The following is a 24,111-nucleotide window of genomic DNA, read 5'->3' as shown; positions in this document are numbered from 1 at the left end:
TGCCGCACGGACTCCCGGGTCAGGCTTCGCGCTCGTGGTGCTCCAGCTCGACTTTCGGGAGCACCTTGCGCAGCGGTGCCGGGAGCCACCAGGCGCCGCGCCCGAGCAGTTGCATCACCGCGGGCACGACCAGGCACCGGATCACCACGGCGTCCAGCAGGATCGCCACCGCCAGGCCCAGCCCGAACTGCTGCAGCATGCGGTCCGGGCTCAGTACGAACGCCGCGAAGACGACGATCATGATGGCGCCCGCCGCCGTGATCACCTTGCCCGTGTGGGCGAGACCCTCGCGGACCGCGAGAGCGGGGTCCTTCGTACGTACCCACTCCTCGTGGATGCGGGAGAGCAGGAAGACCTCGTAGTCCATCGAGAGCCCGAAGACGATCGCGAAGATCATCACGGGGATGAACGCCTCCACCGGCCCGGGTTGCGCGCCGAGCCAGCCGTGCTGGAAGACGAGCGTGATCACCCCGAGCGACGCCCCGATGCTCAGCAAGTTCAGCACGGCGGCCTTCAGCGGGATCAGCAGGGACCGGAACACGGCCATCAGCAGCAGCATCGAGAGGCCCACGACCACGGCGACGAAGAGCGGCATGCGGTCCGCGACGGTCGACGCGAAGTCCTCGGACGCCGCTGTCGGGCCGCCGATGTGAAAGCGGGAGCCGGTCCGCTCCTCCAGCGGCGGCAGTACGTCCTGACGAAGTGAGGTCACCAGTTCCGAGGTGGCCTCGTCCTGCGGCGCCGAGTCCGGGAAGGCCAGAACGGTGGCGGCCGCGGAGTCCCGCGCGGGGATCGGCGGTGTCGTCCCCGCGACGCCGGGAGTACGCGAGACCTCGGCGCGCAGCGCCGCCGCGGAGTCGGCGACCGGGCCGCCCGCGTCGCCTCCGCGGCTCTCGGCCACGATGACGAGAGGGCCGTTGAAGCCCGGCCCGAAGCCGTCGGCGAGCAGGTCGTACGCGGCGCGGCTCGACTTGGTCTCCGGGTCGGTGCCCGAGTCCGCGAAGCCCAGCCGGATGTCGAGCGCGGGCGCGGCGAGTGCGCCCAGCGCCACCACCGAGACCAGCAGGGACGCCCAGGGCCGGCGCTGCACGGCCGCCGCCCAGCGGCGCCAGCGTGCGCCCTCCGAGAGGCCGGCCGCCGGGGAGCCGGCCCCGGGCCCTCCGGCGTCGCGGACCTGCCGCCGGGCCGCGCGCCGGGCGACGTTGCGTTCGATGCGGCGGCCTGCGACCGCGAGCAGCGCGGGCAGCAGCGTCAGCGACGCGAGCATCGTCACCAGTACGGTCAGCGCCACCGCCAGGGCCACCCCCTGCAACGACCCCAGCCCCAGCACCACGAGCCCGAGCAGCGCGATGATCACCGTGCAGCCGGCGAAGAAGACGGTGCGGCCCGCGGCGTCCATCGCGATGCGGTTCGCGCGCTCACGGTCGGCGCCGCGCAGCAGTTCGAACCTGTACCGGGAGAAGATCAGCAGCGCGTAGTCGATGCCCACCCCGAGCCCGACGAGCATCATCACGTACGGCGTGAAGTCGGCGATCGTGAAGGCGTGCGAGGCGAGGACGATCAGCCCGAGCGCGGTGCCCACCGCGAAGACCGCCGTCAGCACGGGAACGCTCGCCGCGACGAGCGACCCGAAGAGGAAGACCAGGATCACCAACGCGCCCAGCATTCCCGCACCTTCGGCCGCGCCGCCCTCGGACTCCTCCGCGGCGCGCGCCGCCTCACCGCCCAACTCCGCCTGCAGACCGTCTCCTTCGACGCTCTTCGCCACGTCGAGGATGCGCTTGGTGTGCTCGGTCGGGATGTGCTCCGCCTTGCTGTGGAGGACGACCGTCGCATAGCCGGTCGCGCCGTCCCGCGAGACCGCCGACGGGTCCTGATAGAGGCTCCTCACCTGGGAGACGCCCTCCAGCGTGGCGACCTTCTTCAGCATCGGTTCGACGCGCTCCCGGACGGCGGCGGCCCGTACGCCTTTTCCGCCCTCCCCGTGCAGCACGATCTGCACGCTGTCGCCCGCCTGTGCGGAACCGTGTTGCTGCATCACCTTCAGGGCACGGTCGGCGTCGGTGCCGGGGAGGGAGAAGTCGTTGCGGTAGGAGTCGCCGACGGCTCCGGCCAGCATCTGCGTGCCGAGGAGCACCGCGACCCAGAGCAGCAGCGCCCACCAGCGCCGGCGTGCGGAGAGCCCCGCGACGCGTGCGAAGACGCCCCTTCCGTCGCGGGACGGGTCTTCGTGGTCGGTGGGGCCGTGCCGTGGCCCTGTGTCCGTACGGTGCATCACACTGCACGCTCCCTGGGAGAAGATCCGGCGTTGTTCACGTCGGAAAGCGTGCGCGCGAGGCGACCGCCGTGGCGTCGGCCCACGGCTGTGACCTGGAGTACCGCGCTGGTTGCTGCGGCACCGGCGGGCCTACCCCGCCGGTTGCTAGCAGCCCCGAGAGGTCCCCGAGAGCGACCCTGACGGGCACCCTGAAACGGCAGTGACCGACCGGGGTCGCCGGGGTCAGTCCAGCCAGCCGGGCGTGATCATGCCCGACTCGTAGGCGAGGATGACCAGTTGGGCCCTGTCCCGTACGTCGAGCTTCGTCATCAGCCTGCTGACGTGGGTCTTGGCCGTGGCAGGGCTGAGCACGAGGCGCCGAGCGATCTCGTCGTTGGTCAGGCCCGCCCCGACCAGCGCCATGACCTCGCGCTCCCGGTCCGTGAGCGCGTTCAGCCGCGGCCCCGGCTCCGGCCGCTGCACACGGCCCGCGAACTCCGAGATCAGACGGCGCGTGACCGAGGGCGCGATGAGCGCGTCGCCGCGGGCGACGACCCGCACGGCGTGCAGCAGCTCCTCCGGCTCGGTGTCCTTGACGAGGAAGCCGGAGGCCCCGGCGCGCAGCGCCCCGTAGACGTAATCGTCGACGTCGAAGGTCGTGAGGATCACGACGCGCACGGCCGCCAGGCTTTCATCGCCGGCGATGTCCCTGGTGGCCTCCAGGCCGTCCCGGTCCGGCATACGGATGTCCATCAGGACGACATCGGGCCTCAACTCCCTTGCGAGGCGCACCGCTTCGGCTCCGTCGGCGGCCTCGCCGACGACGTCGATGTCGTCCTCGTCGACGAGGATCGAGCGGAAGCCGGCGCGCACGAGCGTCTGGTCGTCCGCGAGGAGTACGCGGATCACATGCCCTCCCCGAAGTCGCGCAGCGGCAGCGTCGCCTCGACGACGAAGCCGGCGGGGGCGCCGGGGGAGGCACCGGCGGAGGCGGCGCCAGGCTGCGCGTACGCGTTCCGCGCCGTCAGCGTCCCGCCGAGCGCACGAGCCCGTTCCGCCATGCCACTGATCCCGCTGCCTCCGCCGCCGTCGCCGCCGCCTGGTGCGCCGTCCGGCGCTCCCGTCGCTCCTGGTGCGCCCGGCGTGCCCGGCATGCCTGCCGCTCCGGGCGCCGCGCCTGTCCCCTGACCGTCGTCCTCGATCCGTACCCGCAGCACGACCGGCTCCCCCTCACCCTCGCGCCCGTCTTCACGTGCGTCCTCGTCCCACACCCGTACCCGTGCGGTGCCGGCCCGCGCATGCCGCACGACGTTCGTCAGCGACTCCTGGACGATGCGGTACGCGCCCGCCCCCAGCTGCGGCGGCAGCTCAGCCCGTACGTCCACCTCCACGCGTACGTCGACACCCGCCTTCCTCGCATGCCCGGCCAGCTCTTCGATGTCCGCGGGCGACAGCCCGGCCCGGCCCGCGGGCATCGCGGGCGACATCGGAGCGGCCTCGTCGACCTGCCTCAACACCCCCAGTGTGGCCCGCAGTTCGCGCAGTGCGTCCCGCCCGGCGTCCCGCACCGACTCCATGGCCTCCACCAACTCCCCCGTACGGGAAGGGTCCTTGGCCTGCCGGTGCAGTGCCGCGTTCGCCTGCACGTTGATCAGCGAGATGCTGTGGCCCAGCGCATCGTGCAACTCCCTTGCGATACGCAGCCGTTCCTCGGCCGCCGACTGCCGCGCCCGTACGTCCTTCTCCCGCTCGGCGGCCAGGGCCCGCTGCTCCGCCTCGTGCAGATACGCCTGCCGCGTGCGGTGCGCGTACCCGGCGGCGACCAGTCCCACGAACCAGCCGACGAGCAGGAACAGGGCCGAGTCGTCGACGTGCCGCGCCTGACCGGACAGGCCCAGCTCGCCGTACGCCACAGCGAGCAGGGTCACCAGCGCGATCGTCACGGCGGCGACGAGACGACCCTCGGCTGCGACGGTGTACAGCGCCACACCGAAGGCCAGCACGAGCAGCGGCACGTCCTCACCGCTGAGGGGGAAGTAGACGCCGGCACAGGCCAGGACGAGGACCGCGACGGGCACCGGCCACCTGTGCCGCCAGTGCAGTGCCACGCAGCCCACCAGGGTCAGCGCCCAGCCGGCCGCCTGGCGTCCGGGCGAGGTCTCCACGTCGCCGCGCACGAGGAAGGTCCACACCGCCCAGACCGCGGCCGCGACGAGCGCCGCCACGACGGGAAGGGTGCGGTGCGCGGAGACGGGCATGCGGTGAAGCGTACGTAAGGTGGGAAGCAGAGGCACCGTGCCGGGCGCACGGCCGCCGGCTCCCCGGCCACCCGGCGCACACCGGCGCACAACCCGGCACAGCAGCCCGAGGAGGACGCGATGACCGACGCCCCGATGCCCGCGAGCAACGAGCCCGCGCACGACCCCGAGATCATGGAGCTCGCCCAGAGGATCTTCGGGCTGGCACGGCACGGCGACACCGACACGATCGCGGCCTACGTCGACGCGGGAGTCCCCGTGAACCTCACCAACGACAGCGGCGACTCGCTCATCATGCTCGCCGCCTATCACGGCCACGCCGCTGCCGTTCAGGCCCTGCTCGACCGGGGTGCCGACGCCGGCAAGCCCAACGACCGGGGCCAAGTGCCGATCGCGGGCGCCGTATTCAAGGGGGAGGACGAGGTCGTACGTCTGCTCCTGGCGGCCGGCGCGGACCCGCGGGCGGGCGAGCCGTCGGCAGTGGAGGCCGCGCGGATGTTCGAGAAGCAGGAGCTGCTGGAGCTGTTCGGCGAGAGCGCGTAGCCGCCGGTCACCGGGTCCGGTTCCGGGATCCGGCTCCGGGTCCGGGATCCGGCTCCGGGTCCAGGGTCCGGCTCCGGGTCCAGGGTCCGGTGCGGGCCCGCGTTCGAGGCCGGGCCCGCACCGGTTCGTACGCCTACCGCGCGCCCTCCACGACATCCGCGACGACGCAGCTGACGTTGTCGGGCCCGCCCGACCGGTGCGCCAGGCCGACCAGTTCACGGACGGTCTCCTCCGGGCCCGCGGTCCCGGCGACCACGCCCCGCACCTGCTCGTCCGGCACGACGGACGTCAGCCCGTCCGAGCACAGCAGATAGCGGTCGCCTGCCCGTACGTTCTGCAGCCGCACGTCCGGCCTGTCGTCCCGCCGCCCCATGAGCGCCCTTATCAGCAGGGCACGCTGCGGGTGCGAGGCGGCCTCCTCCTCGCTGATCCGGCCCTCGTCCACCATCGAACGCACGAGGGTGTGGTCGTGGGTGATCTGGAAGAAGTCGCCGTCGCGCAGCAGATACGCACGCGTGTCGCCGATGTGCACGAGTGCGAGCTGCGACCCCGTCCACAGCATCGCGGTGAGCGTGGTGCCCACCTCGCTGCCGTCCGCCGACGAGGCGACGACGTCGCCGACCGCCTTGTCGGCGCGCGCGATGGTGTCGTCGAGGACGTTGAGCAGCTCCGCCGCCGGGAGGTCGCCCTCCTCCAGCTGCTTGAGCGTGTCGACTGCGGCGGCGCCGGCGGGACCGCCGCTGCCGCCGAAGCCGTCGGCGACGGCGAGCAGACGCGAACCGGCGTACGCCGTGTCCTTGTTGCTCTCCCGTACAAGCCCGGCGTCGGTCAGTGCGGCGTAGCGGATGGCGAGTGGTCTGTCGGTGTGCGGCATCGTGGCGTCCTTCCGTGACAGGTGGTCGATGAGGAAGGCGGCCATGTCGCGCCGGGCGGCCACGTCGTTCTCGACGTGCGCCCACCAGGCCCGGATCTCGCGAGCTGCCGCGGGCCCGTCCAGCCCGTCCAGTTCACGGATACGGGCCAGCGGCATGCCGAGGCGGCGCAGCCACGCCACGAGCCGGGCGTGCTCCAGCTGCCCGGGCGCGTAGAGGCGGTAGCCGGTCACCGGATCGACGCGGGCGGGGGGCAGCAGCCCGAGCTCGTCGTAGAGACGCAGCGCCTTCGGCGACAGCCGGGACGCCCTCGCGAACGCCCCGATCGTCAGCAGCCCCGCGCCCGTACCCGCCCCGGCGCTCTCTCCCATGTCCGCTCCTCCCTCACACCGGGTCTTCTCGCCCGGCCCGCCCGATGCTGTGGCTTCCCCCAAGGACAAGGTCAAGCAACGCCCGCCGGTTTCATGACGGGCGGGACCGGGCGGTCCTCGCTGTCAGCACCGAGACGCGCACCTGCTCGGTGAAACCGCCGCCCGCCGGCAGCGCCCTCCGGATGCGCTCGGCGAAGGCGGGCCGTTCCGCCGGGGCGGGGAGCATGTCCTCGGGAACGGCGGAGCAGACTCCGCCGAAGACCTCCTCGAACGTCAGCTCCTCCGCGTAGGAGACCTCGCTGTGGCGCACCTCGCCGAATCCCGCGGCTTCGAGAGCCCGCGCGTACCGCTCGCGGTCCTCGTCCGCCGTGCCGCACGAGGCCTTCAGCTCCGTACCGAAGTGCTCCTCCAGGCAGCCGCGCAGGGCACGCGACCAGTCGCTGTCGTGCAGCCAGGCCGGGGTCCCGTTCGCCAGCACGGCGACTCCGCCGCCCGGACGGAGCAGACCGGCCAGCTCCGCGAAGAGGACGTCGTGGCGCATCCAGTGCAGAGCCTGTCCGATCACCGCCATCGCCAGGGGACGGCCGTCCAGCAGGGCACCGAGCGCGGGGACGTCGGTGTCCGAGCCGAGGACCCAGGACGCGTTGGCCACGCCGTGCCGCGCGGCCGTCTCCGCGGCGAGGCGCAGCATGTCCGGTTCGGGGTCCATGCCGACGACGTGGCGGGCCATGGAGGCGAGGGGTACGGCCAGCTGCCCTGTGCCGCACCCCAGGTCGAGGACGGTGTCGTCCCGCGTCAACTGGAAGGTCTCCCGCAGGCCTTCGAGCACCTCGGCCGGATAGCCGCGGCGGTACTGCGCGTAGTACGTGGCGACGTCGCCGCCGAATCCGAGTCCCATGCACCGAGCTTGCCCCGCCGCGGGCGTGCGACGGGCCCTATCGCTGTCGGCTGAAGCCTCCGCAGGCGCCCCGGCGAGGCCGCCGCCGCTCGGGGCACCCCCAGGCGGACCCGGGGGTTCGCCTCATGGCCGCGCAGTCGCGGGTGCCATAGCCTCGTCGGGCATCGACCAGAGAATGCCGATAGCGGCGCTGACGAGCGCTATGCAGGGCAAGTGCGGTACAGACCGGTATCGGCGGTTCCAGCGGAACGGGGAGAACACCATGCGCAGGCATTTCCGCCTCCTCGCGGCGTTCGCGGCGGCCGGGATCGGCGTTGGCACGCTCGGGGCGTGCGGACTGGTCCCAGGGGAGACGTTCGAGGACCGTGCGGAGCTGTCGGAGAAGGTCGACTCCGTACGCCTGGACAGCAGTTCGGGCGCCGTCAGGCTCCGCAGCAGGCAGACGGTCACGAAGGTGGCCGTTCACCGGAGCATCGAGTACGACGGGGACAAGCCGGCGAAGCGCACGTACGAAGTCGGGAACGGCGAGCTCGTGCTCCGTGGCTGCGGTGACGACTGCTCGGTGAGCTACACCGTCGACCTGCCGCCGAGGGTCTCCGTGAGCGGCGGCACCTCGTCGGGCGGGATCAGCGTCTCCGGTGCCGCCAAGGTGGACGTGACCACGAACTCCGGAGCGGTCGACCTCGACGACGTGGACGGCGCCGTCGATGTGCGTACGACCAACGGCCGCATCAACGGACGTGGCCTGAAGGGCGAGAGCATCCGCGCGGAGACGTCCAACGGCGCGATCGACCTCGACCTGAGCACGCCGCAGGACGTACGGGCGAAGACCTCGAACGGCGCCGTCTCCGTCACGGCGCCGGACGGCCCCTACAAGGTGTCGGCGAGGACGAGCAACGGCGAGAAGCACATCGGCCTGCGCGACGACCCGTCCGCGGACGACGAACTCGACCTGACGACCACCAACGGCTCCATCACCGTCAAGAAGGCCGGCTGACCGCGAGCGCCGGCAGGCGTGTCCGCCTCACTCAGCCCCGGTCAGCCTTCCCCGGTCAGCCTTCCGTCGACGGCCTCGGCGGCGCGGTCCGCGTCGGCCTCCGTGTTGTAGAGGTGGAACGCGAGCCGCAGCCGCCCCGCCCGCGTGCTGCCGACGACCCCCGCGCGCTCCAGCTCCCGCGGAGTGTCCGCTGCGACGGCCGCGCTGACGATCGCGGAGTCGCCCTCCGGCAGCCCGACGGCGGACCGGAAGCGGTTCGCGAGGCCGAGGGCGTGCTCGTGCAGTACGTCCGTGCCGATGCCGGTGAGCAGATCCAGGGCCGGCGCCTGGCCGACCCACGCGTGCCAAACCGGTGAGGTGTCGAAGCGGCGGGCGTCCTTCGCGAGCCGCAGTGGTGCGCCGTAGAGGCTCTCCCAGCGCTCCTCGCCGGCGAACCAGCCGGCGGAGTGCGGCACGAGTCCGTCCGCGTACTCGGGCCGTACGGTGAAGAAGCACGTGCCCCTCGGGGCCAGCAGCCACTTGTAGCCGCCGCCGACCGTGTAGGCGTAGCGGCTCGCGTCGACGGGCAGCCAGCCGGCGGCCTGGGTCGTGTCGAGCAGCACGCGCGCACCGTTCGCCTCGCAGGCGGCGGTGAGCGCGTCGAGGTCGGCGAGACGCCCGTCCGCGGACTGCACAGCCGCCACGGCCACGAGCGACGTACGGGGCGTCACCGCCTCGGCGAGGGAGTCGAGCGGCACCTCCCGCACTCGTACGCCCCTGGGGGCCTGCGCATGGAAGGGAAAGACCACGCTGGTGAACTCCCCGGCGGCGGTGAGCACTTCGCAGTCGTCGGGCAGCGACGCCGCGACCAGGCCCACGAAGGCGCTGACCTGACTGCCGACCGCGACGGACGCCGGGTCGGCTCCGACGAGCCCGGCGTAGCTCGCACGTGCCGCGGCGAGCGGGGCGTCGTAGGCCGCCGGGTTCGCGTTGCCCTCGCGCCATTCCGCCAGCGCCGACTGCAGCGCGTCCAGGGACCGCCGCGGCGGGAGACCCAGCGAGGCGGTGTTGAGGTAGACGACATCGGGCTCGAACTCGGCCTGCGCGAGGGCGAGGCGGGCCCGCCCCTCGGCTCCGGTGGTGGCCGTCGTGGTCTTCTGCATGGCTTCAGCCTGCGCCCGGACCGGCCCGCTGGGGAAGGGCGCCCTCGCGCGGCGGGACCGCCGGGTCGCCGGGCGGGACCGCCGGGTCGCCGGGCGGTTCGGGTACGTGCCGCGCCTGCCGGTGCGCGGCCATCCGTACGGGCGCGTTGACCGCACCGTCACCGCGGTAGCCGCCCACCCGCTGCACCACCTCGAAGAAGACGCGCGAGCCGAGGAGGCCCGTGCAGAAGTGGAAGAACTCCCCGTGCTCGTCACGGTCGTAGAGGATGTTCAGCTCGCGCATCGCGCTCAGGAGCCGCTGCTCCGGCGCGTAGCGGGCGTCGAGGTCGTCGTAGTAGTTGTCCGTGATGGGGAGGATCTCCAGGCCGCGCTCCTGTGCGTCCCGCGCCGCGGCGAAGATGTCATCGGTGGCGAACGCGATGTGCTCCGGGTCCGGCACCGAGGGCGCCCAGCCTCCCCGGCGCAGCAGCGCCCCGTGCATCGCGATCCGCAGCTCGCCGGACGCGTTGCCGACCGTACGGCTGCGGACCAGGCCGAAGGGCGCCCCGTACTCGGCGAAGTCCCTTTCGCGCAGGTCGAGTACGGACTGGTAGAAGGTCATCGAACCGGCGAACTGGTCGTTCGGCTGCGCCAGCGCGACGTGGTCGATCCGCCCGAGGCGGCCGGGGACGGCGTCGGCGCCCCGACCGGCACCGGGGACGGGGACGGGGCGGGGGCCGGGGCCGGGGCCGACCGGGGCGAAGTCGGCCCGCCAGTCCGGACCGCGTGCGTCACCGCCCGGGCAGAAGAACAGCTGGGTGCCGTCGGGGGCCGCGACCGCGGTGAGTTCGGCCTCCTCCGGGCCCCGCCTGCGGGGCAGGGGCGTGGCCAGGAGCGCTTCGGCACGCCGCGCGGACTGTTCCGGGTCGCGGCTCTCGACGGCGAGGGCCACGACTTCGGCCGTGCCGGTGCCGTCCGTCCCCGTGGTGTTCCCGTCCCGGTTCAGTACGACGTCGCTCTCGCCCTGCTGCCAGAGTTCGACGGGCTTGGAGCGGTGGCGTCCCGTACGGGCGAAGCCGAGCGCGGACAGGGCCGCGGTGATCTGCGGTGCGGACTCGTCGTCCACGGTCAGTTCTACGAACGCGTGGCCGAGGAGTCCCGGGGCGGGTGGCGGCGCGGCCAGCTCGAGGCGCGGGCGGGCCCGGCCGGCTGCCTCATACCCGAACTCGCGCTCGGAGACGGTCTCTTCGAGCGCGACCAGCGAACGCATGGCGTCGACCGCCGCGGGTCCCGGATCGGTCTGGCGGAAGACGTCGTTGAACACCTCCAGCGACAGCGGCCCCTCGTAACCGGCGGCCAGCACCTGGGCGAGGAAGTCCGGCAGGTCGAAGGAGCCCTGGCCGGGGAAGAGCCGGTGGTGCCTGCTCCACTGCAGTACGTCCATGTCGAGCCGCGGCGCGTCGGCCAGCTGGAGGAAGAAGAGCTTGCCGGCGTCGACGGTGTCGATGCCCGTCGGAGCCGGGTCGCGGGAGAGCACGTGGAAGCTGTCCAGACAGAGCCCGAGCGCGGGATGGTCGGCCCTGCGGACGATCTGCCAGGAGTGTTCCCAGCTGTTGACGAAGCGCCCCCAGGCGAGGGCCTCGTAGGCGACGCGTATGCCGCGCGCGGCCGCACGGTCCGCGAGTGCGCGCAACTGCTGGGCCGCCAGGCCGTCGTCGTCGACGGCGTGGGGCGAGAGCGTGGAGCACACGAGCACGGTGTCGGCGCCCAGACGCTCCATCAGGTCGAACTTCCGCTCTGCGCGGCGGAGGTTGGCGGCGTGCAGACCCTCGGGGACGGCCTCGAAGTCGCGGAAGGGCTGGTAGAGATCGACGGTCAGGCCGAGGTCCGCGCAGAGTGCGCGGACGCTCTCGGGGGTCATGGCCGAGACGACGAGGTCGTTCTCGAAGATCTCCACCCCGTCGAAGCCGGCCGCGGCCACCGCACGCAGCTTGTCCTCCAGCATCCCGGAGAGGCAGACCGTCGCCACGCCCTTGCGCGCGCGGGGGCGGAGGTGCGGATGGGGGTGGGGGTGCGGACTGCCGGGGCGGGGTCCCCGGGCCGGAGCGGGGACGGGCGAGGGCCGCGGTGACGCTGACGCCGACGGCTGCGGTGACGGTGACGGCTGCGGTGACGGCTGCGGTGACGGTGACGGGCTCACTTGTGCTCCTTCTTACCGGCGGCGGTCTCCGGACCAAGGGGTGGTTCACGCTTCACGATGTTCGTATGCCGCACTCGAATGCACATCGCGCACGTTACGAGCGGGCTCCCGGACGCGTCAATCGGTGCGCAGCCGGCTCCGCGGACTGCCGGCCCTGACGGCCGCCCGCGAGTACCGGGCCCACGTGGTGCCGCCTCGCCTTGCGCTGTACTGTGTGCGTAATGCGCACAGGCGCGCGGAATCGGCGGGCCAGGCCCGTACGGGAGGTAGTGAGGCTTTGTCGGAACCGGTGATGAAGGGCCGCGAGGAGTACGGACCGCATTTCGTGCAGTCCGTGGCACGGGCGCTGTCGGTGATGCGCTCGTTCACCGCGCAACGCCGCTCGCAGACTCTCACCGAGGTCGCGCGCGAGACGGGCCTCGACCGCGCGACGGCCCGGCGGCTGCTTCTCACCCTCGCCGACCTCGGTTACGTCTCCAGCGACGGCCGCGCCTTCGAACTCACACCACGCACCCTGGAGTTGGGCTACGCGTACCTCTCCAGCATGTCGCTGCCCGAGATCGCTCAGCCGCATCTTCAGTCACTGGCCCGCGAGCTCAACGAGACGGCGGCGCTGGCCGTGCTCGACGGGGAGGAGATCGTCTACGTCGCGCTCGTCCAGAGCACCCGACTGATGGCGGTGAAGATCAGCGTCGGCACGCGGTTCGACGCCTACACGACGTCGATGGGCCGCGTGCTGCTGGCGGGGCTGCCGGACGCCGAACTGGACGAGCGCTTCGGGCGGCTGAAGCTGGAGGCGAAGACCGACCACACCATCCGCAGCGCGCGGACCCTGCGCGACGAGATCGACAGGGTGCGCAAGCAGGGCTGGTCGCTGGTCGACTCGGAGCTGGAGGAAGGGCTGCGGGGAGCGGCGGCGCCGGTGCGCGACCGAAGGGGGCAGGTGGTGGCGGCCGCGAACGTCTCGGTCCATGCGGGGCGTACGACGCCGGAGCTCGTCGAACGCGACTACATCCCGATGATCCTGCGCACCGTACGGCTCATCGAAGCGGACCTGGTCAGCGCGGTGGCGCGCTGACGGGGCGCGGAGGCCCAGTGCCGGGTGACCGCTGACGGATGACCGCTGACGATCGACGGATCACAGATGACGGATGACGGATGACGGATGACGGATGACGCCGGACAGATAGCAGCTGACAAATGACAGATAACGGAAACTGTCAGCTGCACCCAGCCACCCAACCCCCGTCACCGCCCCGCCCCTCCCCCGCCGCCGAAGCTGATCCAGCACTTCCCCGGCGTCGTCGCGACTGCGTCGAATGCCGCGGCCGCGTCCTCGAAGGCGAACTCCGCACCCAGCACCCGGTGCGGCGCCATCGCACCCTCCTCCATCACCGCGACCGTGCCGGCGAAGTCGTGCGGATGGTCGTAGATCAGCGAACCGGTCAGAGTGAGCTGCCTGCTGACCAGTTCGTGCGACGTCAGCTCCAGCGGCGCACCGCTCATCCCGATGACCGTGACGTTCCCGCCCGGCGCGGTATGCCGGAGCGCTGAGGTCAAGGCCGCCGGCACCCCCGCGGTCTCGAAGACGTGGGCGGCCTGCACCGCCTTCGCCTCGCTCTCCGCAGGCTCCAGTGGCACGGCGCCCAGCGAGACCGCCAGCGCCCGGCGCCCCTCGTGCGGCTCCTGCACATACGGGGTGATCCCAGCAGCGGTGAGACTCGCGCACACGAACAGGCCCTGCGAGCCGGCGCCCACGACCAGGCAGGTGTCGCCCGGGCCGGCCCCGGAGCGCCGCACGGCAGTACGCGCGACGGCCAGCGGCTCGGCGCACACCAGATCGCGAGTCGTGACGTGTGCGGCCGCCGGGTGGACGAACTCGGCGGGCACGCGGACGTACTCCGCGAGCACCCCGGGCACGGCGAGGCCGACGGCCACGCGGGCGGCACAGCCCGAGGTGAATCCGGCGCCGCACGCCGCGCAGCTGCCACAGCAGTAGTTCGGCTCTATGGCGACGCGTTCTCCGGCCCTGCGGTCCTGGACCGCGTCGCCCGCCGCCACGATCTCGCCGACGCCCTCGTGCCCCAGCACCCACGGCAGCCGCGGCACCGGGCGGGCGCCGCGGACCACGGCGACATCGGTGCCGCACAGCCCCACGGCCGTCATGCGGACGACGACGTCGTGCGGTCCGCAGTCCGGCTCGGGTACACCGACTATCCCTACCCGACCGGGCGCGGTCAGGGCCGCTGCTCTCATGGGTTCCGTCCTCTCCGTTGCGGTGCGCTATACGCACACCCGTACGCATAGCGCCACCGTAGCGGAGGGCGACGTCCCGGGAAACCACGGAAGCGGGACCGCGAGAATCCCGACCAGCACCCGGGACCGACGCGAAGCTCATCCGGAACGAAGTATTGACCTCGGCGACTCGGCGAGTAGACCATGCCGTGCAAGTCACGCACATTCGTGCACCTAGCGCACAGAGAGGGCGAGGGCCGAGACTCATGTCACCCACATCAGAGCAGTCAACGCCGCGAAAGCAGACGCGGGCCGCGATCGGCAGCTCCATCGGGGCCGTCGTCGAGTGGTACGACTTCCTGCTCTACGGGATCGTCGCCGCGATCGTCTTCAACGAGGCCTTCTTCCCCGGTGTCAGCGATCTCGCGGGCACGCTGGCGGCCTTCGCGACCTTCGGCATCGGATTCGTGTGCCGCCCGCTGGGCGGTCTCGTCTTCGGGCACTTCGGGGACAAGCTGGGCCGCAAGCGGATGCTCGTGTGGACGGTCCTGCTGATGGGCGTCTCCACGGCCCTCATCGGTGCGCTGCCGACGTACGACAGCATCGGCTGGTGGGCGCCGCTGTTCCTGGTGATCCTCCGCGCCCTCCAGGGGTTCGCCGTCGGAGGGGAGTGGGGCGGCGCCGCGCTCATGGCGGTCGAGTCAGCGCCGTCGAAGCTCAAGGCCTTCTACAGCTCGGGTGTGCAGGTCGGCTACTCGGTCGGCCTGATACTCGCGACCGGCGCCGTGGCGCTGATGGAGTCCGCCGTCGGCGAGAACGGCTTCCAGGACTGGGGCTGGCGTGTCCCGTTCCTGATCAGCGCACTGCTTGTCGTACTCGCGCTGTGGATACGGGCCGGCGTCCCCGAGAGCGAGGTGTTCAAGGAGGAGGTCGAGGCGCAGCAGCCCCAGCAGCGTACGAAGCTCCCCGTGGTGACGGCCCTGCGCAAGCAGCCGGCCGCCTTCTTCCAGATCATCGGCATGCGCCTCGGGGAGCTGGTGTCGATGTACATCGTCACGACGTTCGCCCTCTCGTACGCCACCGACAAGCACGGCTTCGACTCCGGCTTCATGCTCAACATCGGGCTGCTCGTCGGCGGGATCGGCATCGTCACCATCCCGGCCTTCGCGTGGCTCTCGGACCGGTACGGGCGCAAGCCGGTCTTCATGACGGGCGCGGTGATCGGCGTGCTCGGCGCCGTCCCGTACTTCATGTCGATGGAGTCCGGCTCCACCATCCTGCTGGCGGTCACCTCCGTCCTGCTCGTCAACATCGCCCACGACCTGATCGTCAGCGTCCAGCAGCCGCTGTTCACGGAGCTGTTCGGCGCCGAGTACCGCTACAGCGGTGCCGGTCTCGGTTACCAGGTGGCCAGCGCTGTGGGCGGCGGCTTCACGCCGTTCATCGCGACGGCCCTCGTCGCCTTCGGCGGCGGCGAGTGGTACTGGGTCGCGGCCTATCTCGCCGGCGGATTCGGGGCGTCCGCGCTGGTCGCGCTCACGCTCCGCGCCACCCCCGCCCGCTCTTCCGGCGCCGCGGAGCGGGACGAAGGAGAGGGAGGGAAGGAAGGAAAGGCAGGGGCCGGCCGGGCACCCGCCGCCAAGTCCTGACCACCCTGTCCGGCCGCGATCGGACCGGTCCGGCAGGCCGCCGGGCGCGCGGGGCTCCCGCCCGGATACGTTTACCCGTGAGTACGTCCGTACCCGCGGAGCCGGAGCACCGGAGGAGAGAGAGTGCGGCCCCACCGGCGGCCCACGGGAGCGGGTACTCGCCCACGCCGACCGCTCCCGACCTCTCCGACCGCTCCGACCTCTTCGCCGGCGCTGCGACCACCGCCCGGCCGGAAGGACCCGCCCATGACGGACGCCAGGGAAACCACCGACAGCACTCCCCGTCGCGGTGCACGCGACATCGACGTCACCGTCTACGGTGCGACCGGTTTCGTCGGCACCCTCGTCTCGCGCCATCTCGCCCAGGCCGCCCCCGAGGGAACGCGGATCGCGCTGGCCGGACGCAGCGAGAAGAAGCTCACCGCCGTACGGGAGAGCCTGGGTGAACGCGCCCGCGACTGGCCCCTGTTCGTCGCCGAGGCGCACGACCGCCCCGCGCTGGAGAAGATGGCCGGGGCGGCCCATGTGGTGATCACCACCGTCGGCCCGTACGCGAGGTACGGCCGCGACCTGGTCGGCATCTGCGCAAAGGCCGGCACCGACTACGTCGACCTGTGCGGTGAGGCGTTGTTCGTCCGCGAGACCATCGACGCCCACCACGAGGCCGCCGCCTCCGCGGGCGCGCGCATCGTCCATGCCTGCGGATTCGACTCGGTCCCCTCCGACCTCAACGTCCACCTCCTGCACGAGAAGGTCCGTGCGGACGGCAACGGCGAGCTCACCGACACCACCGCGGTCCTCACCGCGGTCAGCGGCGGCGTCAGCGGCGGCACGATCGACTCGGTGCGGCAGCAGATCGACGTCATGAAGAAGGACCGGGACGCCCGCCGCCGCACCATGGACCCCTACACGCTCAGTCCCGACCGTACGGCCGAGCCCGAACTGGGCCGCCAGGACGACCTGTTCATGGCCCGCGGCTCCAAGGCCGGTACGCCGCTGCGGGGAGTCCTCGCCCCCTTCCCGATGGCCCCGTTCAACACCCGGATCGTCCGCCGCAGCGCCGCGCTGCGTGGTCACGCCTACGGCGCCCGCTTCCGCTACCGCGAGGCCATGCGCGTCGGGCCCCCGCTGCTGTCACCGCTGGTCGCGGTCGGCGCGGCCGGGTTCATGGGGGCCCTCGTGACCGGGCTTGCGCTGCGTCCCACCCGTCCGCTGATGGACAGGATCCTGCCGGAGCCGGGCGACGGTCCCGGCCGCCGTACGCGCGAGAAGGGCCACTTCACCTTCGACACCTTCGCCGTCACCACGAACGGCACCCGCTACACCGCCCGCTTCAAGGCACAGGGCGACCCCGGCTACAACGCCACCGCCGTCATGCTCGGCGAATCCGCCCTCGCCCTCGTGCACGACCGGGCCGGACTGCCCGACGTCGAGGACGGCGGCGGGGTGCTCACACCGGCCACCGGCATCGGGGACGCTCTCGTCGGCCGCCTGCGCAATGCGGGCATGACGATCGCGGCACGCGCCTACTGACACGGATGCCGGCACGGAGCCGACACCGGCCCGGCCTACGGCAGCTGGCGCGGAGCCGTCCGGCGATCAGCCGACCACGGGGCTGCGCCGCTCCAGGAGCTGTACGTCGCGCCAGGTGCCGTGATGCCGGCCCACGCGCTCGCTGACGCCGACGGCCCGGAAGCCCGCGCGCAGATGGACGGCGATGCTGGCCGTGTTCTCGGGGAAGACGCCGGCCTGGATCGTCCAGATCCCCGCGGCCTCGGTGGAGGCGATCAGCGCATCCAGCAGGGCACGGGCGACTCCCCGGCCGCGCGCACCGGGATGCACGTACACCGAGTGCTCGACCACACCCGCGTAGACGGCACGGGGCGAGACGGGGGCGACGGCGATCCAGCCGAGCACCCGCCCGCTCCCGCCGGCTCTCCCGCTGCCGCCGGCGATCTCACCGGCACCCCCGCTCCCGGCGCCGCCGCCCTCCGGGTCCAGGGCGACGAACCGGTGCTCCGCGAGCTTCGCGGCGTCGAAGGCCTCCCAGGTGGGAGCGGCCGTCTCGAAGGTCGCGTTCCCCTCGTCGATGCCGGCCTGGTAGATCGCGAGGATCTCGTCGGCGTGGGAGGCCCTCAGTGCCTCGATCAAGACCGGCCCGTGTGCCTGCTCAGTGGTCACGTCATCCATCATGACGTGGCTCCCGGCCAGCGCCGCCGGCACAGTACGGCAGTGAGGGTCAGCGGCACCGACACCGCGCATGCGATGCCGAACAGCAGCGCGAACCGGTCGTGCTGGGCCAACGGCCCGGCCGCGGTCACCGCGACCGAGCTGCCGATGAACAGCGCGGCGGCGAAGAAGGCGACCGCCGTGCCGCGTGCCTGCGGCGCCACCGAAGTCGCCCACGTCTGCAGCGACGAGTGCATGAACGACCAGCCGCCCCCGAGAAGCAGTGCCGTGACCACGACCGTGGCCAGACCGATCCGCCCCGCGACGATCCCGTAGCCGATGCAGATCTGCGCGCCGCCCAGGGCGATCAGCGACCACACCGGCATCCGTCCGGCCAGTCTCTTCACCAGCAGCGAGAAGCCCAGCACTCCGACCCCGAAGGCGGCCGTGGCCAGACCGGCGACGGCTGCGCTGACCCCGTGCGCCTGCAGCGCGGCCGCGAGCAGAGTCATCGTCCCGAGCAGTACGGCGCCCTCCACGAACGCCAGCCCGAACACCAGCAGGGCCCAGCGGTCGCGCAGCACCGTACGGAGATGCTCGCCCACTCCGGCGACGGGCGCCCGCGGCGGTTCCGGCAGCGCGCGCATGGCGAACGCGCACAGCGCCGCGCACGCCGCGGACGTGGCGAACACCGCACGCCAGTCGAGCAGATGAGCCAGCACACCGCCGAAGGCCGTGGCCAGGGCGGTGCCCGTCGCCATCGCCGCCATCAGGTCGGACAGCGCCCGCTGGCGGCGCCCTGCGGTCACCGTGTCACCCACGTACGTCAGAGATGTCGGCACCACGGCGCCGAAGAAGGCGCCCGCGACGATCCGCGCCGCCGCCAGCGACGGCAGGCCGGGCGCGACCGCGGATATCGCACCGGCCAGTGCGGCGGCCAGCAGCGTCGCGCGTATGACGCGGACGCGCCCGAAGCGGTCGGAGAGCACTCCCCACAGCGGCTGCGACAGCCCGTACGCCAGGAAGTAACCGCTCGCCGTGACGACGACCGTCGAGAGCGGCACGCCCAGCCCGGAGGCGATCAGCACCAGCATCGGGCTGATCACGAAGCGGTCGAAGCTGCTCACGAACGTCGCGGCCGACAGGGCGCGCGGCGGCCCCGTGACGGGCGGCGCGGAGGGCGGATCCTTGCAGGTGGTCATCAGTGGTTCGGGCAGACGGTGATCATGGCTGCCGCCCATCATGGCGCAGCTCCCCGGACAGGGACAGGGGCACGTCAGGCATCCCTTGCCGGGTACGTGCGGGGATCGCGAAGGCGTATCGGGTCCTGCGGGCCAGACAGCCGAGCAGCAAATGCGCTGAATGCCAGCTTCGTATACATCTCTGAATGTCGATCAGTGGCGCTCAGGGGCGAAGGCCGCTCGGTGACCGGGCGTCACGTTCTTCACGTTTCAGTCCTCCCTGCCCGTCCGTCCCCAACAGCCAAGGGAAGCCGCATGACTGACAAGCTCAGACGCGTAACCCTCACCGCCGTCACCGGCCTCGGCCTGTGCCTGACCCTTCTGCCCGCCGGACAAGCCCAGGCGCAGGCGCCGACCCGCGTCCCCTGCGGCGACATCGCCGCGCTCAAGACAGCCATCGACAACGCGAACACCGGCGGCGGCAGCATCGTCCTCGCCCCGCGGTGCACCTACTCCCTCACGGCGGCCGACAACGCGGACGACGGCCTGCCGGAGATCACCGGCAAGGTGCGGATCTCGGGAGGTGACCGCACCGTCGTCCAGCGCGCGTCCAGCGCCACCGGAGCCTTCCGCGTCTTCCACGTCAGGCAGGGCGGCAGCCTCAGCCTCGACTCGCTCACCGTCCGCGGCGGTGACGCATCCGGCAACGGCTTCGCGGCCGGCGGCGGGGGCGTCTTCAACGACCACGGCAAGCTCACGCTCACCGATGTGACGGTCAGAGGCAACCGTGCCGGCTTCCTCGCCGGCGGGGTCTGGAACAACGTGGGAACGCTCGTACTGAAACGCACCACGTTCCACGACAACGCGACCCGGGTCGGCGGTGCGGTCGCCACCAGCGGAACGATGACGATGGAGGGCGGCGCCATCCGCGGCAACACCTCCGACGACTGGGCCGGAGGGCTCGCGAACGGCGGCGACACCAAGCTGAACAACGTGTCGGTCGACGACAACGACTCCGCTGTCGGGGGCGGCATCATGACCATGAGCATCAGCAGCGGCTCGGGGTCCCAGACCGGGCCACTGCGCCTCAACTCCACCCGGGTCAGAGGCAATGTCGCCTCGCTGTCCGGCGGGGGCATCTTCGTGGGGGCGCACGAGCCGACGACCCTCTACAGGAGCACCGTCACGCGCAACACCGCGAACCGTCCTGCCGAGGGCGGCGGCATCAACAACGACGGGCGTCGCTTCGGCGTGATCATCCGTCCGACCGGCAGTCCCGAGCGTAAGCAGAGCAAGACCGGTGACTCCGCCAAGCAGACGCCCGAGGTGAACCTCATCAAGAGCACCGTCTTCAATAACCATCCGACGAACTGTGCACCTCCCAACAGCGTCCCCAACTGCGACGCCGTCGGCTCCGCTCCCGCTACGAAGAAGCCGTAGCGGCACGGGAGTCGAGATCGCGGGGAGCGCCGGCCCGGGCCGCCGATGGCCCGGGCCGGCGGCGCTCCCCGCGACAGCCTCCCCGCCCCGTGAGCGCCCTCGCAGAGCGCGGACCGCCGTCAGCCGGAGACGGAGAAGCTGCGCGCCATGGCGGCCATCACGCTGGGGGCAACTCGGTAGTACACCCATGTGCCGCGCCGCTCGGACGTCAGCAGTCCCGCCTCGCGCAGCTTCTTCAGGTGGTGGCTGACGGTGGGCTGCGAGACGCCGACGTCGGAGATGTCGCACACGCAGGCCTCGCCGCCGGCGTGGGAGGCGATCTGGGAGAAGAGCCGCAGCCGGACGGGGTCGCCGAGCGCCTTGAACATCGCAGCGGCCCGCTCCGCCTCCTCGGACGTCAGCGGCCGCTCGTCCAGCGGCGGACAGCACGCCGCCACGTCCGCCTCCAGGAGCGGCAAGGTCTTCTCATTCGACATACGTCTATTTTGACACACATCGAATAGAAGGCTCTCAGCCGCATGCACGGCTGCCCCGCTGCGGCTCGAATGATGATTCGATGTATGTCTATGTTGACGTTCGTCGAAACAGGTGTGATGCTGACAGTGCAAGCCATCGACAAGCGTCGAATCAACGACAGCACCGAATCAACCCGGGAGCCACCGTGAACGAGCCCACCGCCGCGCTGCCCACCGTGGTCATCGGAGCGGGTCCGGTCGGCCTGGCCGCCGCAGTCCACCTCGTCGCGCGGGAGCAGAACCCGCTGGTCCTGGAGGCGGGGCCCCGTGCCGGCAGCGCCGTGCGGGAGTGGGGCCACGTAAGGCTGTTCTCGCCGTGGGCCGAGGTCGTCGACCCGGCCGCCGAGAAGCTCCTGGCCCCCACCGGCTGGGTCCGCCCGGACGGCGCCGCCTACCCCTCCGGCGACGACTGGGCCGAGCTCTACCTCCAGCCGCTCGCCGACGCGCTGGGAGACCGCGTCCGGTACGGCACCCGCGTCACCGGAATCTCGCGCAGCGGACGGGACCGCGTGGTCGACGCAGGCCGCGACGAACAGCCCTTCACCGTCCACCTGTTGAGAGCGGACGGCACCCGGGAGCGCTTGACGGCCCGCGCCGTCATCGACGCCTCCGGCACCTGGGCGGTCCCGGGTCCCCTCGGCGGCGACGGCCTTCCCGCCCCCGGTGAGCGGGATGCCGCAGACCGCGTCACCTACCGCGTCCCGGACCTGAACAAGCCTGCTGTGAAAGCCCGTTACGCGGGTAGGCGCACCGCCGTGATCGGCTCCGGTGCCTCCGCGTTCACCGCTCTCGCCCAGCTCGCCGAGCTGGCCGAGGAGCACCCGGGCACCCACGCGTCCTGGATCCTGCGGCGGGGCATCGGCGAGAGCACCTTCGGCGGCGGCGAGGCCGACCAGCTGCCCGCCCGCGGCGCACTCGGCCTGCGCGCCAAGGCCGCCGTCGAGGGCGGATACGCCGAAGCGGTCACGGGATTCCGTACGGCCGCGGTCGAGGAGGCGGACGGGCGCGTCGTGCTGGTGTCCGAGGACGGCCGCCGTCTCGAACCCGTCGACGAGGTCGTCGTCCTCACCGGCCTGCGGCCCGACCTCTCCTTCCTCGACGAACTGCGCCTGGGCCTGGACGAGCGTCTTCAAGCCCCGGTGCAGCTGGCCCCGTTGATCGATCCCAACGTCCACTCCTGCGGCACCGTCTACCCCCACGGCGAGAAGGAGCTGGCTCACCCGGAGACGAACGTCTACCTGGCCGGGATGAAGAGCTACGGGCGCGCGCCGACCTTCCTCGCGATGACCGGCTTCGAGCAGGTCCGTTCCATCGCCGCCCACCTCGCCGGCGACCACGAAGCCGCAGCGCGTGTGGAGTTGACCCTCCCGGAGACCGGAGTGTGCGGCGGCGCCGGCCTGGATGTGCCGGAGGCCGAAGCGGCACAGAACGCAGGACAGGACGAAGGCGGCGGCTGCTGCTCCGCGCCGGCCGCCGTTCACCCCGAGGGAGCCCAGGCCCCGGCTTCACCCGGCGGCTGCTGACCCGGACTCACCCCGTACAAGGAGGTGCACCATGTCACGACTGCAGCTCGCACTTCGCGTGCCCGACCTCGAAGCGTCCGTGGCGTTCTACAGCAGGCTCTTCGGCACCGGGCCTGCCAAACTCCGCGACGGATACGCCAACTTCGCCGTCGCGGAGCCCCCGCTCAAGCTCGTCCTCATCGAAGGCGACGCCGGAGAGGAGACCCGCATGGACCACCTCGGAGTGGAGGTCGGCTCCTCCGAAGCCGTGAGCGCCGCCACCGCCCGCCTCAGCGAGGCAGGTCTGACGACTCACGAAGAGAACGACACCTCCTGCTGTTACGCCCTCCAGGACAAGGTCTGGGTCCACGGCCCCGGCAGGGAGCCCTGGGAGGTCTACGTCGCCAAGGGCGACGCCGGCTCGCTCAGCAGGCAGGAGGGCAGCACGTGCTGCGCCGGCCCCGGCGGCGGCCCCGGCGTGGACGGGCAGGGCGTGGACGGGCAGGGCGTGGACGGGCCCCGCCGGGAAACCGTCCCCTCCGGCTGCTGCTGAGGTGCGGCAAGGCGACCTCCAAGCCGGCGGGGCCGCGACCGGGACGGGGGACCGGCCGCGGCCCCGCTTCGTCCTGCCCGCCTTGTGTCTCACCCAGATCACCAGCTGGGGCGTCCTCTACTACGCATTCCCCGTCCTGCTGCCCCAACTGACCGAGGAGACCGGCTGGTCGGGCACCGCGGCGACCGGCGCCTTCTCCGCCGCCCTCCTCGTCTCAGCCCTCCTCGGCATACCCCTCGGCCGCGTACTGGACCGGCGGGGCCCGCGCGCGGTGATGACCGCCGGGTCCGTACTGGGCACGGCGTCAGTGCTGGCCATCGCCGCGGCGCCCAATCTCCTTGTGTTCACGGGGGCTTGGCTGTGCGCGGGGGCGGCGATGGCCGGGACGCTCTACCCTCCCGCCTTCGCCGCCCTCACCCGCTGGTGGGGCCCGGACCGTGTCCGCGCCCTGACGATCCTCACCCTGGCCGGCGGACTGGCCAGCACCGCTTTCGCACCCCTGACCGCCGCGCTCATCGAGCACATGAGCTGGCGGTCCGCCTATGCGGTCCTGGCGGCGGTCCTCGCCCTCGTCACCGTCCCCGCCCACACCCTCGCCCTGCGCGCACCGTGGCCGCCCGCGCCCGGCGCCCCGCACGCGTCACCGCGGTCCGAACCGGGCGGCAAACCCGGGAGGCCGGTCGCCCGCAGCCGCCCCTTCATCCTGCTGACGATCGCGCTGACGCTCTCCGCCTGCACATCCTTCGCCGTCGTGATCGGACTCGTCCCCTTGCTGAACGAGCGCGGCGCGACCTCCACCCAGGCGGCCTGGGCACTGGGACTCGGCGGCCTCGGACAGACCCTCGGCCGCATCTTCTACGCGCCCCTCGCCCGCCGCACCGGCGTGACCACCCGCACCACCGTCCTCATCGCCGCCGGCGGCGCCACCACCGCGGCCCTCGCCCTCGTCCCAGGGCCGGTACCGCTCCTGACCGCGCTCGCCATCGCCGCCGGCACGGTCCGCGGCAATCTCACCCTCCTGCAGGCCACCGCCGTCACCGACCGCTGGGGCACCCGTCACTACGGACGCCTCTCGGGCATCCTCACCGCCCCCGTCACCGTCGCCACCGGCCTCGCCCCCTTCGCCGGCGCCGCGCTCGCCGGACCCCTCGGCGGCCACGCCGCCCTCTTCCTGACCCTCGCGGGCGTCTCGGCACTCGCCGCGGCGCTCGCGCTCGGCGGTACACCGCCGCGGACGGCACATGCCGTACGGCCGGGCTGCGAGGAGGCCCACGCGTCGAGGTGACGTGACGGCGCGCGGGGACGTCCGGCAGCCGGAATATTTTTCCGAGTTATTGACGAAAAACGTCG

At 72.2% G+C, this 24,111-nt stretch carries 20 protein-coding genes; 9 read left to right on the top strand and 11 right to left on the bottom strand.

The features are described 5' to 3' along the window. Positions 1-19 precede the first annotated feature (19 nt). The 3 genes from ACSMXX_RS17540 to ACSMXX_RS17530 form a co-directional block, all read right to left on the bottom strand. On the bottom strand, positions 20-2,275 hold the full coding sequence (locus ACSMXX_RS17540) for an MMPL family transporter (RefSeq protein ID WP_473179636.1): 2,256 nt from the start codon (positions 2,273-2,275) through the stop codon (positions 20-22). Between the two features lie 225 nt (positions 2,276-2,500). Further along, positions 2,501-3,166, bottom strand: a complete 666-nt coding sequence (locus ACSMXX_RS17535) for a response regulator (protein ID WP_473179635.1) — start codon at positions 3,164-3,166, stop codon at positions 2,501-2,503. Continuing rightward, on the bottom strand, positions 3,163-4,515 hold the full coding sequence (locus tag ACSMXX_RS17530) for a histidine kinase (RefSeq protein WP_473179634.1): 1,353 nt from the start codon (positions 4,513-4,515) through the stop codon (positions 3,163-3,165). The genes ACSMXX_RS17535 and ACSMXX_RS17530 overlap by 4 nt, the downstream gene beginning before the upstream one ends. A gap of 120 nt (positions 4,516-4,635) precedes the next feature. Between ACSMXX_RS17530 and ACSMXX_RS17525 the strand changes: the two genes are divergently transcribed. After that, a complete protein-coding gene (locus ACSMXX_RS17525) occupies positions 4,636-5,058 on the top strand; it encodes an ankyrin repeat domain-containing protein (protein ID WP_473179633.1) in 423 nt (140 codons plus the stop codon). A 133-nt stretch (positions 5,059-5,191) separates the two neighbouring features. On the opposite strand, the gene ACSMXX_RS17520 is transcribed toward ACSMXX_RS17525, so the two are convergent. Next, positions 5,192-6,301 (bottom strand): MerR family transcriptional regulator, encoded by a 1,110-nt coding sequence (locus ACSMXX_RS17520; protein WP_473179632.1) that lies wholly within the window; start codon positions 6,299-6,301, stop codon positions 5,192-5,194. A 91-nt stretch (positions 6,302-6,392) separates the two neighbouring features. Then, complete coding sequence (locus tag ACSMXX_RS17515) at positions 6,393-7,199, bottom strand: class I SAM-dependent methyltransferase (protein WP_473179631.1); 807 nt, start codon at positions 7,197-7,199, stop codon at positions 6,393-6,395. A 262-nt stretch (positions 7,200-7,461) separates the two neighbouring features. On the opposite strand from ACSMXX_RS17515, the gene ACSMXX_RS17510 reads away from it, so the two are divergent. Further along, positions 7,462-8,196 carry a DUF4097 family beta strand repeat-containing protein gene (locus ACSMXX_RS17510; RefSeq protein WP_473179630.1) on the top strand — a complete coding sequence of 245 codons (735 nt, stop codon included), beginning with the start codon at positions 7,462-7,464 and terminating at the stop codon, positions 8,194-8,196. Positions 8,197-8,237: 41 nt separating this feature from the next. Here ACSMXX_RS17510 and ACSMXX_RS17505 read toward each other — a convergent pair whose 3' ends face one another. Both ACSMXX_RS17505 and ACSMXX_RS17500 read right to left on the bottom strand, forming a co-directional pair. After that, the gene (locus ACSMXX_RS17505; RefSeq protein ID WP_473179629.1) at positions 8,238-9,338 is read right to left on the bottom strand and encodes an aminotransferase class V-fold PLP-dependent enzyme; all 1,101 of its coding nucleotides are present in this window, start codon (positions 9,336-9,338) and stop codon (positions 8,238-8,240) included. A 4-nt stretch (positions 9,339-9,342) separates the two neighbouring features. Next, positions 9,343-11,322 carry a TIM barrel protein gene (locus tag ACSMXX_RS17500; RefSeq protein ID WP_473179628.1) on the bottom strand — a complete coding sequence of 660 codons (1,980 nt, stop codon included), beginning with the start codon at positions 11,320-11,322 and terminating at the stop codon, positions 9,343-9,345. Positions 11,323-11,794: 472 nt separating this feature from the next. On the opposite strand from ACSMXX_RS17500, the gene ACSMXX_RS17495 reads away from it, so the two are divergent. Next, on the top strand, positions 11,795-12,595 hold the full coding sequence (locus ACSMXX_RS17495; protein WP_473179627.1) for an IclR family transcriptional regulator domain-containing protein: 801 nt from the start codon (positions 11,795-11,797) through the stop codon (positions 12,593-12,595). Between the two features lie 170 nt (positions 12,596-12,765). On the opposite strand, the gene ACSMXX_RS17490 is transcribed toward ACSMXX_RS17495, so the two are convergent. After that, positions 12,766-13,773: a zinc-dependent alcohol dehydrogenase gene (locus tag ACSMXX_RS17490; protein ID WP_473179626.1), complete on the bottom strand. Its 1,008-nt coding sequence runs from the start codon at positions 13,771-13,773 to the stop codon at positions 12,766-12,768. Between the two features lie 245 nt (positions 13,774-14,018). Here ACSMXX_RS17490 and shiA point away from each other — a divergent pair, with 245 nt between their 5' ends. Together shiA and ACSMXX_RS17480 are read left to right on the top strand one after the other, a co-directional pair. Further along, positions 14,019-15,401 carry a shikimate transporter gene (gene shiA / locus ACSMXX_RS17485; RefSeq protein ID WP_473179625.1) on the top strand — a complete coding sequence of 461 codons (1,383 nt, stop codon included), beginning with the start codon at positions 14,019-14,021 and terminating at the stop codon, positions 15,399-15,401. Positions 15,402-15,647: 246 nt separating this feature from the next. Continuing rightward, positions 15,648-16,934, top strand: a complete 1,287-nt coding sequence (locus ACSMXX_RS17480) for a saccharopine dehydrogenase family protein (protein WP_473179624.1) — start codon at positions 15,648-15,650, stop codon at positions 16,932-16,934. A gap of 66 nt (positions 16,935-17,000) precedes the next feature. Here the strand turns inward: ACSMXX_RS17480 and ACSMXX_RS17475 are convergent, their stop codons facing one another. Beyond that, a complete protein-coding gene (locus ACSMXX_RS17475; RefSeq protein WP_473184832.1) occupies positions 17,001-17,591 on the bottom strand; it encodes a GNAT family N-acetyltransferase in 591 nt (196 codons plus the stop codon). Then, entirely contained in the window at positions 17,591-18,814 is a 1,224-nt protein-coding gene (locus ACSMXX_RS17470) for an MFS transporter (RefSeq protein WP_473179623.1), read from the bottom strand. Before ACSMXX_RS17470 ends, ACSMXX_RS17475 begins: the two co-directional genes overlap by 1 nt. 252 nt (positions 18,815-19,066) lie before the next feature. Between ACSMXX_RS17470 and ACSMXX_RS17465 the strand changes: the two genes are divergently transcribed. After that, positions 19,067-20,191, top strand: a complete 1,125-nt coding sequence (locus ACSMXX_RS17465; RefSeq protein WP_473179622.1) for a hypothetical protein — start codon at positions 19,067-19,069, stop codon at positions 20,189-20,191. Between the two features lie 119 nt (positions 20,192-20,310). On the opposite strand, the gene ACSMXX_RS17460 is transcribed toward ACSMXX_RS17465, so the two are convergent. Beyond that, on the bottom strand, positions 20,311-20,667 hold the full coding sequence (locus tag ACSMXX_RS17460) for an ArsR/SmtB family transcription factor (protein ID WP_473179621.1): 357 nt from the start codon (positions 20,665-20,667) through the stop codon (positions 20,311-20,313). Between the two features lie 185 nt (positions 20,668-20,852). Between ACSMXX_RS17460 and ACSMXX_RS17455 the strand changes: the two genes are divergently transcribed. The 3 genes from ACSMXX_RS17455 to ACSMXX_RS17445 all read left to right on the top strand — a co-directional run bounded on the left by ACSMXX_RS17455 (position 20,853) and on the right by ACSMXX_RS17445 (position 24,046). Further along, positions 20,853-22,229 (top strand): NAD(P)-binding domain-containing protein, encoded by a 1,377-nt coding sequence (locus ACSMXX_RS17455; RefSeq protein ID WP_473179620.1) that lies wholly within the window; start codon positions 20,853-20,855, stop codon positions 22,227-22,229. A 31-nt stretch (positions 22,230-22,260) separates the two neighbouring features. Then, the gene (locus tag ACSMXX_RS17450) at positions 22,261-22,761 is read left to right on the top strand and encodes an ArsI/CadI family heavy metal resistance metalloenzyme (RefSeq protein ID WP_473179619.1); all 501 of its coding nucleotides are present in this window, start codon (positions 22,261-22,263) and stop codon (positions 22,759-22,761) included. A gap of 73 nt (positions 22,762-22,834) precedes the next feature. Beyond that, positions 22,835-24,046: an MFS transporter gene (locus ACSMXX_RS17445; protein WP_473184831.1), complete on the top strand. Its 1,212-nt coding sequence runs from the start codon at positions 22,835-22,837 to the stop codon at positions 24,044-24,046. Positions 24,047-24,111 lie beyond the last annotated feature (65 nt).

Source organism: Streptomyces sp. DSM 116795 (assembly GCF_055792905.1).
This window is presented reverse-complemented; position numbering and strand designations above follow the sequence as displayed.

Excerpts from the sequence above, each read along its gene's own strand:
- shiA (WP_473179625.1), top strand. The coding sequence starts at position 14,019 with ATGTCACCCACATCAGAGCAGTCAACGCCGCGAAAGCAGACGCGGGCC.
- ACSMXX_RS17505 (WP_473179629.1), bottom strand. The coding sequence starts at position 9,338 with ATGCAGAAGACCACGACGGCCACCACCGGAGCCGAGGGGCGGGCCCGC.
- ACSMXX_RS17510 (WP_473179630.1), top strand. The coding sequence starts at position 7,462 with ATGCGCAGGCATTTCCGCCTCCTCGCGGCGTTCGCGGCGGCCGGGATC.
- ACSMXX_RS17525 (WP_473179633.1), top strand. The coding sequence starts at position 4,636 with ATGACCGACGCCCCGATGCCCGCGAGCAACGAGCCCGCGCACGACCCC.
- ACSMXX_RS17500 (WP_473179628.1), bottom strand. The coding sequence starts at position 11,322 with ATGCTGGAGGACAAGCTGCGTGCGGTGGCCGCGGCCGGCTTCGACGGG.
- ACSMXX_RS17465 (WP_473179622.1), top strand. The coding sequence starts at position 19,067 with ATGACTGACAAGCTCAGACGCGTAACCCTCACCGCCGTCACCGGCCTC.
- ACSMXX_RS17530 (WP_473179634.1), bottom strand. The coding sequence starts at position 4,515 with ATGCCCGTCTCCGCGCACCGCACCCTTCCCGTCGTGGCGGCGCTCGTC.
- ACSMXX_RS17450 (WP_473179619.1), top strand. The coding sequence starts at position 22,261 with ATGTCACGACTGCAGCTCGCACTTCGCGTGCCCGACCTCGAAGCGTCC.
- ACSMXX_RS17520 (WP_473179632.1), bottom strand. The coding sequence starts at position 6,301 with ATGGGAGAGAGCGCCGGGGCGGGTACGGGCGCGGGGCTGCTGACGATC.
- ACSMXX_RS17475 (WP_473184832.1), bottom strand. The coding sequence starts at position 17,591 with ATGGATGACGTGACCACTGAGCAGGCACACGGGCCGGTCTTGATCGAG.
- ACSMXX_RS17540 (WP_473179636.1), bottom strand. The coding sequence starts at position 2,275 with ATGCACCGTACGGACACAGGGCCACGGCACGGCCCCACCGACCACGAA.
- ACSMXX_RS17480 (WP_473179624.1), top strand. The coding sequence starts at position 15,648 with ATGACGGACGCCAGGGAAACCACCGACAGCACTCCCCGTCGCGGTGCA.
- ACSMXX_RS17460 (WP_473179621.1), bottom strand. The coding sequence starts at position 20,667 with ATGTCGAATGAGAAGACCTTGCCGCTCCTGGAGGCGGACGTGGCGGCG.
- ACSMXX_RS17470 (WP_473179623.1), bottom strand. The coding sequence starts at position 18,814 with ATGATGGGCGGCAGCCATGATCACCGTCTGCCCGAACCACTGATGACC.
- ACSMXX_RS17515 (WP_473179631.1), bottom strand. The coding sequence starts at position 7,199 with ATGGGACTCGGATTCGGCGGCGACGTCGCCACGTACTACGCGCAGTAC.
- ACSMXX_RS17490 (WP_473179626.1), bottom strand. The coding sequence starts at position 13,773 with ATGAGAGCAGCGGCCCTGACCGCGCCCGGTCGGGTAGGGATAGTCGGT.